At 46.4% G+C, this 12,978-nt stretch carries 10 protein-coding genes; 6 read left to right on the top strand and 4 right to left on the bottom strand.

All coding sequences use genetic code 11. The features are described 5' to 3' along the window. Positions 1-117 precede the first annotated feature (117 nt). Entirely contained in the window at positions 118-654 is a 537-nt protein-coding gene (gene hpt / locus IM792_RS20940; RefSeq protein WP_194103879.1) for a hypoxanthine phosphoribosyltransferase, read from the bottom strand. A 212-nt stretch (positions 655-866) separates the two neighbouring features. On the opposite strand from hpt, the gene IM792_RS20935 reads away from it, so the two are divergent. Continuing rightward, positions 867-2,093 carry a pitrilysin family protein gene (locus IM792_RS20935; RefSeq protein ID WP_194103878.1) on the top strand — a complete coding sequence of 409 codons (1,227 nt, stop codon included), beginning with the start codon at positions 867-869 and terminating at the stop codon, positions 2,091-2,093. 23 nt (positions 2,094-2,116) lie between these two features. Continuing rightward, a complete protein-coding gene (gene def / locus IM792_RS20930) occupies positions 2,117-2,689 on the top strand; it encodes a peptide deformylase (protein ID WP_194103877.1) in 573 nt (190 codons plus the stop codon). A 583-nt stretch (positions 2,690-3,272) separates the two neighbouring features. Here the strand turns inward: def and IM792_RS20925 are convergent. Then, the gene (locus IM792_RS20925) at positions 3,273-3,665 is read right to left on the bottom strand and encodes a helix-turn-helix domain-containing protein (RefSeq protein WP_194103876.1); all 393 of its coding nucleotides are present in this window, start codon (positions 3,663-3,665) and stop codon (positions 3,273-3,275) included. 117 nt (positions 3,666-3,782) lie between these two features. Between IM792_RS20925 and IM792_RS20920 the strand changes: the two genes are divergently transcribed. Continuing rightward, entirely contained in the window at positions 3,783-4,382 is a 600-nt protein-coding gene (locus IM792_RS20920; protein ID WP_194103875.1) for an NAD(P)H-dependent oxidoreductase, read from the top strand. 64 nt (positions 4,383-4,446) lie between these two features. Here the strand turns inward: IM792_RS20920 and IM792_RS20915 are convergent, their stop codons facing one another. Then, positions 4,447-5,955, bottom strand: coding sequence for a gliding motility-associated C-terminal domain-containing protein (locus tag IM792_RS20915; protein ID WP_194103874.1), 1,509 nt, complete (start codon positions 5,953-5,955; stop codon positions 4,447-4,449). A 163-nt stretch (positions 5,956-6,118) separates the two neighbouring features. Here IM792_RS20915 and IM792_RS20910 point away from each other — a divergent pair, with 163 nt between their 5' ends. Beyond that, positions 6,119-7,507, top strand: coding sequence for a hypothetical protein (locus IM792_RS20910; protein WP_194103873.1), 1,389 nt, complete (start codon positions 6,119-6,121; stop codon positions 7,505-7,507). 565 nt (positions 7,508-8,072) lie between these two features. Here the strand turns inward: IM792_RS20910 and cphA are convergent. Beyond that, a complete protein-coding gene (gene cphA, locus IM792_RS20905) occupies positions 8,073-10,700 on the bottom strand; it encodes a cyanophycin synthetase (protein ID WP_194103872.1) in 2,628 nt (875 codons plus the stop codon). 153 nt (positions 10,701-10,853) lie between these two features. Between cphA and IM792_RS20900 the strand changes: the two genes are divergently transcribed. After that, a complete protein-coding gene (locus tag IM792_RS20900) occupies positions 10,854-11,774 on the top strand; it encodes a cyanophycinase (protein WP_194103871.1) in 921 nt (306 codons plus the stop codon). A 301-nt stretch (positions 11,775-12,075) separates the two neighbouring features. Further along, positions 12,076-12,918 (top strand): isoaspartyl peptidase/L-asparaginase, encoded by an 843-nt coding sequence (locus tag IM792_RS20895; RefSeq protein ID WP_194103870.1) that lies wholly within the window; start codon positions 12,076-12,078, stop codon positions 12,916-12,918. The last annotated feature ends 60 nt before the right edge of the window (positions 12,919-12,978 follow it).

The raw sequence follows: 12,978 nt of genomic DNA, 5'->3' as shown, positions 1-12,978 counted from the left end.
CCAGCGAGAAATCTGCACGCGTTCATAATCAGGCGACAGATTTCTCCTCGTACCTCGTTCGAAATGACATTTTTATTTTAAAGTCCTCCCTCGGAGGAGGATTTAGGAGGGGTGAGATTACACCTTCCTGTAGATCTCTTTCAGGTTGCGGCCAAGTTCCTGGTAATCAAGTCCATAGCCTATAACGTAGTCGTTCTCAATTTCGAAGCCTACGTATTTAAGTTCTTCTATTTTTTGGCCGAGGGCGGCGGGTTTAAGCAGCAGCGAAACTACCGTTACCGATTTTGGTTTGCGTACGGCAAATTTATCTAACAAATAATGCAGGGTATTGCCGCTTTCAACAATATCCTCAACCAGTATCACATCGCGGCCTTCAATATCAACGCTCAGGTCAATATCCTCGCGTATTTTGCGGGTGGTTGAAAGGCCGCCATAGTATGATGCCAGCTTGGTAAAGGTAACCTCGCAGGGTACGGTGATCTGTTTAATCAAATCGGCAATGAAAATAAAGCTACCGTTAAGTACGCCAACAATAACCGGCTGCGAGTTTTTAAAATCAACGTTAAGCTGTGCCCCTATTACTCTTACACGTTTTTCAATTTCATCAGCGGCTATAAAGGGTTCAAACTCGAGGTCGGCAATTTTTATTTTCATGTTGTTAATTGTGTAGATTTTTAGCTTTACACACCGGGCGAGGGGGAACCGAAGATGGCAAAACTATTCGGGGACTAATGTAGTATAAATCAATCAATAAAACCTCATGGAATTACAATTGACGGTTTAAACGGTTATTTGTTGACTGACTGTGTATTGAGTATTATGTGCCACTGCATGTTGCGTTAATTAAACGCTATCTTTGCCGCCTGATGGATTACCAGGTACACACACTGCCCAACGGCATACGAATATTATTTAAACACGCGCCCTTTACCGTTACGCACTGTTGCTTTTTGATCAACGCCGGCTCGCGCGATGAAGCGGCCGGGAAGGATGGCCTCGCCCATTTCATAGAACATCTTGTTTTTAAGGAAACCGAAAGGCGCAGCACCTCGCAAATATTGAATCGCCTCGAACTGGTAGGTGCAGACCTGAACGCTTATACCACTAAGGAGTACACTTGTATACACGCCTCATTTTTACAGGAACATCTGGAACGAAGTATCGATCTGTTTGAGGATATCCTGTTCCATTCAACCTTTCCGCGGGAGGAGTTGGAGAAGGAGCGGGGTGTAATTCAGGATGAAATCGCCTCCTACCTTGATCAACCCGAAGAAGCTATACAAGATGATTTTGAAGGCATGTTGTTTGAGGGCCATACGCTTGGTAACAATATATTAGGTACCACAGAATCGGTAGATGGCCTGACGGCCGATGACATACGCGCGTTTATCAAAGCTAATTACGCTACCGACGAAATGGTGTTCGGCGTATTTGGCAATTACGATTTTAAGAAGGTAATAAAGCTGGCTGAAAAGTATTTTGCACCGATACCTGCCAATTACAGCAAAAAGCAAAGGCAAGCACCAACCGTAAATACTGCCGATAGCATTATACAGCATAAACCCATTACGCAAACGCATTGCGTTATTGGCACGCAGGCCTACCCGTCATCGCACCCTGATAAATACGGACTATTACTGGCCAATAACCTGCTGGGTGGCATGGGCATGAGCAGCAGGCTTAACCTCGAGATACGCGAAAAGTATGGCATAGCTTATACTATCGAATCGAACTATACCTCGCTGACTGATACCGGAATCTTCTCTATTTATTTCGGTACCGATACCGAAAAAGCCGCCCGGGCCACTAAACTGATACACCGCGAACTGAAAAAACTGCGCGATGCCAAATTGGGTACCTTGCAATTGCACCAGGCCAAGCAAAAATTCATAGGCCAGATAGCCCTTGCCGAAGAAAGCCGCATGAGCCTCATCATCAGCATGGCAAAAAGTCTGCTTGATTTTGGACATGCCGATAGTTTGGAGGAGGTTTTTGATAAAGTGAATGCAGTAACAGCCGAGCAGGTGCTTGAAATTTGCAACCATGTGTTTGATAATAACCGCCTGATGACGCTTGTATTTGAACCTAAATAAAATTTTTCACGTATTTTTGTAGCATGAAGTATCCTATTATCGCATACGGCGATCCTGTTTTACGCAAAAAAGCTACTGCTATTGAGCCCGACGAATATCCGCATATAAAACAACTGGTTGATGATATGTACGAAACCATGTACAACGCCCGTGGTGTAGGGCTGGCCGCGCCACAGATAGGCCTGTCAATGCGTTTGTTTGTGATTGATGCCACACCATTTGATGATGAGGAGCCTGAACTGGCAACGTTTAAAAAGGCATTCATCAACGCGCAGATTATCGAGGAAACAGGTGAGGAATGGGGCTTTAACGAGGGATGCCTGAGTATACCCGACGTGAGGGAGGATGTATACCGCAAGCCAACCATCAAAATATCGTACTACGACGAAAACTGGAAACACCACGAAGAAACCGTGACAGGTATGGCTGCCCGCATTATTCAGCACGAGTACGACCATATTGAGGGCAAGCTATTTACCGATAAGCTAAGTCCGCTACGCAAACGCCTGATAGAAAAACGCCTTGGCGACATTTCAAAAGGAGTCGTTAAGGTTGATTACCGCATGAAATTCCCGAACGCTAAAAAAGGAAGATAGTTTTTTGGTGAGTTGTTAGTGGTGAGTTGTCAGTAGTGAGCAGTGAGTTTCATTGTGACGAAACATCAGATAAATATATATAATAAAAGCAGCTTTCGGGCTGCTTTTTTAGTTTCTTCAAAAAAGAGCGGTGGCCTGGCAGAAAACCGGGCCAGGGAGTATGGCCTGTGGGTGGACGGTTTTTTCTGCCTTGACTTTTGGTTACTTTGTGTCTAAGACAAAGTAACTGGGCCCTGCGCCCAAGAGCAGACTGACGATAGTAAAAGCAAACCCTCTGAAATAAAAGCATTTTACTTAAACCGCTTCATTACCTGTCTTAAACTTCTTTTGTGCAGACAAAAGAAGCAAAAACTGCCGGCTACGCCCTGCCCGGTGAAAGATGGTGCTTTGGCAGGGCTTGTGCTACTCCGGGCATTTCTGATGCCGGTAATAGAGGTTATTTACGGTTTGTGCTTTTGTTATTTTAATTTTTCACCATCACGTCATTGCGAGGTACGAAGCAATCTCTTTAGGATATTCTTCAATAAAAGTCGCTCGATGATCGCTTCGTTCCTCGCAATTACGCAGTTTTTATAAAATCCTCCTACAATTTACTCTTTCTACTCTCCACAATCCTTTGCCTGTGCTTTACGCCCCAGTCTTTCAGTTCAAATAATACCTTATCTAATGTTTGGCTGTAGGGTGTTAGCTGGTAGGTTACCGTAACCGGGGTGGTTGAATAAATGTTGCGCACTATAAACTCGTTCAGCTCCAATTCCTTTAATTCTTTGGATAATATTTTGGGTGTGATATCGCCCAGCGAGCGTTGAATATCCTTGAAACGCAATGGCCCGCCGCTGAGTGTGAAGATGAGCGGAAGCTTCCATTTACCGTTCAGCACGTATAAGGCATCCCTTATGCCTGATACCCCGGCAGCACAATCCGACTTAGCGCACTCGTGCTTTAGTTCTATCGCTGTTTTCACCTCTGTTTCCATACTAAACAAAGGTAATCACTATCCTAAAGGATACCGGTATCCTTTAGGATAGTAGTATCTTTTTGAAAGTCCGGCTACATAAGTTTGCTGCTATTACAAACAAAAAATGTTAATAGCATGAAAAAGATACTTCATATTATTTCGAGCCCAAAGGGCGAAAATTCATTCAGCATTAAGCTGGGCAATGCCATTGTTGATAAGTTACAGCAAGCCAACCCCGGCAGCACTGTACAAGTTAAGGATCTGACCAAAACACCTTTCCCTCACCTGGAAGAAGCAACGCTGGCCGCCTTTTATACCCCGGCCGATAGCCAAACTGCCGAAAGCAAGGAAGCTCTCAAAAACTCCGACCAGGCCATTGCCGAAATAAACGATGCCGACGTTATTGTGATAGGCGCGCCGGTATGGAACTTTGGCATACCATCATCATTAAAAGCATGGATAGACCATATTGCCCGTGCCGGTGTTACCTTCAAATACAGCGAAGCCGGTGCCGAGGGCCTGATCAAAAACAAGGAGGTTTATGTGGCCATGGCATCCGGCGCGGTATTTTCAAGCGGCCCATACCAGTCGTTTGATTTTGTATCCACCTACCTGAAGGGCGTACTGGGCTTTTTAGGGATGACCAACCTTAACATCTTTAGGGTAGAGGGCTCTGCCTACCCCGGCCAGGCCGAGCTGGCTTTGCAAAGAGGCATTGATAGTATAGCGATATAAATTATCAGCATTCACCAAAAACAAGCCTCGGTCAACAGCGGGGCTTGTTTGTTTTTAAGAGGGGTTAACGCAATATATTCAGCGCGCCGCTAAGTCGGGGCGTGGTATTATCAGCCTGTATAATGTAATAGTAAACTCCGGCGGGTAGCTGCGAACCGTTCATGGTACCATCCCAACCATCAGTATACCCAACCGAATGGTATACCGGCGCGCCATAGCGGTTAAAAATATCTATCCGGCAATTGGGGTAGGCCAGCAGGGCGGGTATGTTCCATTTATCGTTTATGCCATCGCCATTGGGGGTAAAGGTGTTGGGTATTATAATGGGCTTTATCATCAGCACAATTATTTGGTTTGATGTAGCGGTTTGCGGCAGCACGCAGTCATCGGCAGTGGTTACGCGGCAATTCACCTTATCGCCAAGGGTAAGGTTTGATGCGGTGAAGGTAGCGCTGTTAGTGCCCGCTTCTTGTCCGTTAACATACCACTGGTAGGTAATGTTATTGGTATAAGCAGCCTCGGCGGTAAAGGTTATCGGCTGCCCCTCCTGTATCAGGTTATTAGGCACTGATGATGTTATAGCTATCGAATTACTTTGCAATGGTGTTCCCGCGATCACTATCTCGTTTGATTTGATAGTTGTTTTGCCGCAATTATTTAGTGAAGTATGGCTGCATTTCACCACATCACCCACCTTTAAATTGGGGTTACTATAGGTAGATGAGTTGCCGCCCACGTTGGCATCATTCACCGTCCACTGATAAACTGGCATATTACCACCATTGCTAACGGCAGCGGTATATACCGCTTTAGGATCAAAGCACTTATCGCCACTGCCCGAGCTGATATTTACGGTTGGAGATGGCGGCGAAATGATGCGGACGGTCAGGGTATTATCTGATAACACCTCGATAGAGCCGCACTTACTGGTGAATTTTACCATGCACGTTATTTTATCGCCGTCTTTTAGATCATTGGTTGTTAAAGCTCCGTAATCTACACCTACTGGGTTACCGTTCACCATCCACCGGTATGAGTATCTTGTATTAGGATCGTTATAGAACATGTATTTTGTTTGTGCGCCATCATAATATATCGAAGCGGCCGAACCAATATCAACCGTACTGCCTTCACAATAAGTGGCGGTGGAATATTCAGTAGTATTTGTTATAAAGTATATAGAAACATTAGCCGGTACGCGTAACAGGTATTCAATACCCGTGCGTGGTGGTGATGTTACTGATACATTGGCATCCACATCGGTAACAATGCAGTCCACAGCGTCCGATGGTTTTATAGGTTCGGTATTACCCGGCACAGTAAAGGTGGCATTGTTAGAGTTAATACGAGGCACACCGTTAACCCGCCACTGGTAACGAAGGTTGGGGCCAAATTCAGTAAGCGCTAACGAGTAAGTAACATCAGCACCGGGGCAAGGGCGACTATCATCAACTATAACCATCACCGTACGTGCATATCTCCCGCTAATACTCACAGCGCTTACAGCAGTAAAGGCAATGACTATAATGCCGATAATGAAAAGATATACTTTGTGTGTGTTGGCAGGTTGCATTACAGGTTATTGTTATTAAAAATACAAATTGTTAGCTGATATACAATCCTGCCTTACCAGCCAACAGAATGATATTTAATTAATAACTAACACAGCCATGCATCTTATAAAAAAGAATTTTCAGACCTTTATACTACCTATAAAAAACTGAAACATTCATCCTATGAGAAAAAACACCTTTCTGATAGTGTGCCTGCTTGTGCTTAACGCGCTGGCAATTTCGGCACAGGGGCAAACTCTTAATGGCGTGTACGCGGGCGCGCAACTGTACAATACACCCTACAATGGTATGCAAATAGATAACATTGTGGTTTATTTCAGAACAGATGGAACATACTCCGACAAGCTGAACGTTCAAAACTGGAAAACCAATGTTAGCGGCAAATACAGTGTTAAAAGCAGCATAGTGCAATTTGGCGATAAAAAGTACAAGCTAAGCGCCAACGGAAACCTGGAAAGCACATCAGGCATTAAACATACCCTGCATAAGCTACGCACTATAACCACAATCCCGGCTTCAGCCTACGAGCGGCAAACGGCCAGCAGCAGTGGCGGTATGGGCACGGGCATGCCTAATGTGGCGGCATTCTCGTCAGACTATCTGTATTTTGATGGCAAGGGCCGATTCTCGGCAGATCGATCGGGCACGGTAGGTATTGGTGGCGATGTGGCAGGAGGAACCATAGGCGGCAAATCGAATAGTAACAGCTCGGCGCAGGGCACATACAAGCTTAGCGCTGGCGAAATAACATTGACCTACAGTAATGGCAAGGTTGCCAAGCATAGCTTTTTCTATAGTCCGCCTAACCAGGAGGATATGATTGTGATGAATGGCGATTTCTATTTTAGGGAAGAAGGTAAAAAAGCAGCACCTGATAAACGCACAGCCACAACAACCACCGCTACAGAAAAAACAGACGACACAGAAGAAAACAGCGCACTACCCACACCGGCACAACTGCTGGGCAAACTGCGCACCCAATATGGCGGCGTAAGTATCGACAAGATAAATACCGTAAAAGAAACAGCCACCATTACCGGCAACCTGGAAGCCACAACCTTAACTGATGTGGCGGCTAACAAGCTTCGGCTGGAGATAAAGCAGAATGGCCGATTGATCATGATCAAACAGTTAGAGGGAACCACCGGCTGGCAGTGGGCCAGCGGCGTAAAAACTCCGCTTACCGAACAAGACAAGGCCGATATGACATTAGGCCTTTATCAAGGTATATTAGGTTTGCATAAAAACCTGAACAAATATTTCGCCGCCGGCACGGTAACCCGCTCAAAGGATGATGACTACCTGGTAACCTTTAATGTTAAAGGCAACAAGGTTATTTACATGCTTGATGCCGCTTACAACCTTAAGGCCAACGGCTACTCGCTCAATGGGGCGAATAACTTTTCGGTATATGATAAGTTTGTTAAAGCAAGCGGAATCAGCTACCCATCGGTCACCGAATCGTCTGACGGAAAGAGCAGCATTGTTATCACCACTACCGATATCAAATTCAATCCTGCGCTTACCGCTGACGATTGGATAGCGCCGTGATATAGTATTAATATAAGTTTCTTATCTGTTAGCGAAACCCCTCCCTGCCCTCCCCAAGGAGGGAATTATTACCAATCCACAAAACAAAGCCGCTTATATACAAAAGCACAAACCGTAAATAACCTATCCTACCGGCATCAGAAATGCCCGGAGTAGCACAAGCCCAGCCAAAGCATAACCTTTCACCGGGCAGGGCGTAGCCGGCGACTTTTGTTTCTTTTGGTCGCTCAAAAGAAATTTAGGACAGGTAATGAAGCGATTTTGAGAAAGTGCTTTTATTAAGTGGTTGTACTTTTTATGAAAGTCGGCCTGCTCTTGGGCGCAGGGCCCAGTTACTTTGCCTTAGACACAAAGTAACCAAAAGTCAAGGCAGAAAAAACCTTCCGCCCACAGGCCATACTCCCTGGCCCGGTTTTCTGCCAGGCCTACGCTCTTTTTTCTTTACACTCATTATTGTTTTTGTCATTTCGACGGAGGAGAAATCTGTACACGTTCAATAATTAAGCTACAGATTTCTCCTCGTACCTCGTTCGAAACGACATTTTTTTGCGATTTTGGAGGTGGATCAATTTATCCCCTGATCCCTCTCTCTTTCCTGAAAAGTTTGTACAATATCAATGGCGCCATCAACGGCATCGCTTAGGGTGGTGATAAAGGTGCCGGGTGTTGCAAGGTCGATCACATACTCTACTGATTTTACGTTGCTGTGCGATATCACTTCGTATGATATATCGGGTTTTACTTCCAACATGCCTTCTGTCATTAAACCGATGATGTTTTCTTTGGTGCGGCCACGCAGGTGGTTTTCCTGGCGAAGCACCACATGGTCAAACATCGTGGCCGCAATACGACCTAACTCGCGCAGGTCATCGTCGCGGCGGTCGCCAGTGCCCGATATGAGGCCTATTTTGTAAGGCGAATCAACAGAGCTTAAAAATTCGCGCACACCGTTGTAACCGTCAGGATTGTGGGCAAAGTCGATCATGAAGCGGAAATCCTTAAAATCAAAAATATTCATACGCCCCGGCGTTTGCGCTGCCGAAGGGATAAAGGTGCTTAATGATATGCGGATGTCCTCCGTTTTAAAGCCCCATAAAAACGCGGCAAGGGTTGCTGCCATTACATTATCAATCATAAACGGTACTGTACCGCCAAAGGTTAGCGGTATGGCAATGGTGCGTTCAACACGAATTTTCCAGTCGCCCTTTATAATGGTGATAAAGCCGTTCTCGTGCACGCAGGCAATGCCGCCGCGCTTGCAATGTTCCTTAATTACGGGGTTATCCTCATTGCGGCTAAAGTAGGCAATGTTGCAATGCGCTTTTTTGCCTATGCGTACACAGTAAGGGTTATCAGCATTCAGTACACCCCAACCATCCTTTTTTACCGAATTGATCACCACGCTTTTAACGCGGGTCAGGTCGTCAAGGTCATGAATATCGGCAATACCCAGGTGATCTTCCTGTATGTTAGTGATCACGCCGATATCGCATTTGCTAAAGCCCAGCCCCGAGCGCAGTATGCCACCGCGGGCGGTTTCCAATACTGCAAAATCAACAGTAGGGTCTTTCAGTATAAATTCGGTGCTTACAGGGCCGGTGGTATCGCCTTTAAGCATCATGGTGTTTTGCACGTAAATGCCATCGCTGGTGGTATAACCTACCCGGCGGCGGTTATTCTTTACAATATGCGCTATAAGGCGGGTGGTGGTGGTTTTACCATTGGTACCCGTTACCGCTATAATGGGTATACGTGCCGACTTACCGGCCGGATAAAGCATATCCAGCACATGGCCGGCTACGTTGCGCGGCAAGCCCTCGCTTGGGGCAACGTGCATCCTGAAACCCGGCGCGGCGTTTACCTCCAGCACTACACCACCGGTATGCGGCAGGGGCTCGGTCAGGTTTTCGGCCATAATATCTATACCGCAAATATCCAGACCGATGATCTTGCTGATGCGCTCGGCATAAAATATGTTTTGCGGGTGCACATGGTCGGTAACATCAATTGATGTGCCTCCGGTGCTCAGGTTAGCGGTCGATTTCAGGTATACCACCTCATTGGCAGCGGGTACGCTTTCAAGGGTATAGTTCTTTTTTTCAAGCAGATCGAGCGTGTCGCGGTCAATTGTAATTTCGGTAAGCACGTTTTCGTGTCCGTAACCACGGCGTGGGTCGCTGTTCTCTTTATCAATCAGCTGTTGTATGGTTAATGCGCCATCGCCTTTAACATGCGCGGGTACACGCAGGGCGGCAGCCACCATCTTGTTATCAATAACCAGCACCCTAAAATCAAACCCGGTAATGTAGCGCTCCACAATAACCCTGCGCGATATACGGCTGGCATGCTCATAAGCGGCCACCGCATCCTCACGGGTTTTAATATTGATGCTGATGCCCCGGCCGTGGTTGCCATCCAGCGGCTTAAACACCAGCGGGAAACCCACACGTTTTATTACCTCTTCTATCTGGTCGGTTGATGATATGGTCATGCCCTTGGCCACTGGTATAGCCTGTTCCTGCAATAGTCGTTTGGTTTCTTCCTTATTACTGGCAATATCAACGGCAATGCTGCTGGTTTGCTCGGTCATGGTGGCGCGTATGCGCACCTGGTTTTTACCATAACCTAATTGCACCAGCGATTGATTATTTAGCCTGATCCACGGTATATCCCTGCTGATGGCTTCCTCCACTATCGAGCCGGTGCTTGGCCCAAGGCGCGTTTGCTCGCGTATCTCGCGCATTTTTTGTATGTCGGCCTCCAGGTTGTAGTCGTGGCCGGCAATTAGGGCGTCGGCAATGCGTACGGCGGCTTCAGCGGCGTAAATGCCCACCTTTTCTTCAATGTAATTAAATACCACATTGTAAACGCCGGTGGTTTTGGTTTGGCGTGTACGACCAAAGCCGGTGTCCATACCGGCAAGGGTTTGTATCTCCAGGGCAATGTGTTCAATTACGTGCCCCATCCAGGTACCTGCAATTACCCGCTCAAAAAAACCGCCAGGTACGCCCGGCGAGCAGCGATGATCGTACATTGATGGCAGCAGGGCTTTTATGCGCTCGTAAAATCCGTCGATGGTATTGGTAGGGCGGTGTTCCATATCTTGCAGATCGAGCCGCATTTGTATTAATTTTTTACGGCTGATGCTCCAAATATTAGGTCCTCGTAAAACCTGTATATTCTCAATTTTCATAGGTGATTTTCAGGGTGATCTTTTTGTGTTTAAATCTACTGAAACCTATCAACACCAGAGTGTTTTTAATGTTTAAAACAGGAGAAATTTTAATTAAACGACCTGATTTAGCGCTATTTTATCGTACTTTGTATAAAAACAGAGGTAAAAGGTATGGATGTCCCGAAAGGAAAATTAGTAATAATAGGCGGAGCGGTTGATATGGGCAGTAACGTTAGCGCCCAGGAACATATATTACAGCCTGATTATATTAAGTTTTTTGAAAAGGGCATTTTAAGGCGCATCATCACCGAATCGGCCAAACATGAGGCATCGGTAGTAGAGGTGATCACCACCGCATCGCAAATACCCGAGCTGGTGGGCGAGGAATACATCAAGGCATTCGGGCAGTTGAATGTAGAGCATGTAAACGTGCTGCATATTAAAAGCCGCGAAGATGCCGCCAATGAGGAATACCTTGAGCGCATACGCAAGGCCGATGTGGTAATGTTTAGCGGTGGCGACCAATTACGCCTGACAGCCATTTTTGGTGGCACCCAATTTTTGCAGATACTTAAGCAACGCTACCGTAAGGAGCATTTTGTTATAGCCGGTACATCGGCAGGCGCGGCAGCGGCATCAACGCACATGATATACCGCGGCCAAAGCAACGAGGCCCTGATAAAAGGCGAAGTACAAATAACTGCCGGTTTAGGGTTTATTGACGGTGTTATTGTTGACACCCACTTTGTACAGCGCGGCCGCATCGGCAGGTTATTTTACGCGGTGGCCAGTAATCCTGGTATTTTAGGTATTGGTTTGGGCGAGGACGCGGGCCTGCTGGTAAGCGAAGGTAACATTATGGAAGCCATAGGCTCGGGCCTTATTATTTTGGTGGACGGAAAGAATATTGTTGAAACCAATATTTACGATGTAGAGATTGGCGACCCGGTGTCTATCGAGAACCTGAAAGTACACGTAATGTCGATATTTGATAAATACGAGCTGCACCAGCACCGTATGCTGATTAAAAAAGCGGTAAAGATAGAGGAAGGTGTATTTTTAAATATGCCCGATGCTGATGAACTTCAGTAGGGAGTGGTGAATGGTGAGGGGTGAGTAGGTATGTCATCCTGAGCTTGTCGAAGGATTGAACGCGAGGTCTGTCGCTTTATTTAATGGTTCGACAGGCTCACCATGACAGGTTGGATGTGCAGATGCGAGGATATGCAGATGTGCGGATAAATAAGTCGATTGTGTGTGTCATCCTGAGCTTGTCGAAGGGTTTAGAGAGTACCAATCATAAACGATATATTTTTGCGTTAAATGCCTGAATATTGAAAGGTGAAGAAACCAAACCGATCACGCAGTAAACCATTCAATTAAACATCTAACAATGAAACTGATCATTCACGGTGGGTTCTTCAGCGAATCGCAAACTAACCAGGAGGTTAAGCAGGCCAAGCAAAATGCCCTGCGGGAGATAGTGCAGGCGGGATATAAATACCTGGAAACGCACAATGCTTTAGAAACCGCTGTATATACCGTTAGTCTGCTTGAAGATTGCGACCTTTTCAACGCCGGTACGGGCTCCCAAATACAAAGTGACGGAAAAATACGCCTCAGCGCATCGCTGATGGATGGTAAAACGCAACGCTTTTCGGGGGTTATTAACATTGAGGATGTAAAGAACCCCATCTGCATAGCCGAAAAACTAATGGCTTATGATGATCGTGTGCTGAGCGGCAAGGGCGCGCTTGATTTTGCCCGAGAGAACGGCGTTAAATACCACAACCCCGAAATACCCCAACGCCGTAAGGAATATGAAAAAAAACTAAGCGACTCTATTCGCCTGGGTACGGTTGGCTGCGTAGCGCTTGATGTTTATGGCGATATAGCGGCGGCAACCTCAACCGGGGGTAAGGGCTTTGAAATACCCGGCCGGGTGAGCGATTCGGCAACGGCGGCGGGTAATTATGCCAACGCGCACGCGGGTGTATCATGCACCGGTGTGGGCGAGGATATCGTGAGCGGCGCCATTGCCACCAAAATAGTTACCCGTGTTAGTGATGGCTTTTCGTTGCACTCAGCGTCAGACAAAACCCTGGATGAGCTAAAGCCGTATAATGGTTTCGCAGGTATAATAGCCATTGCCGCCAATGGCGATATTTACCACGATGATACCCACCCTTATATGGTTTGGGCCCTGCATGATGGTGAAGTTGAGGTGTTTGAGTAACGGGCGCAAGCTATTGTTTATCTGCCTATTAGTTTTATATTTGATAATGTTTAAAACCTT

Origin of the sequence: Mucilaginibacter sp. JRF (assembly GCF_015223065.1) — a bacterium.
In the GTDB taxonomy this organism is placed as follows: Bacteria; Bacteroidota; Bacteroidia; order Sphingobacteriales; family Sphingobacteriaceae; genus Mucilaginibacter.
The sequence above is the reverse complement of the archived record's forward strand: the minus strand, read 5'-3'. Positions and strand labels throughout refer to the sequence as shown.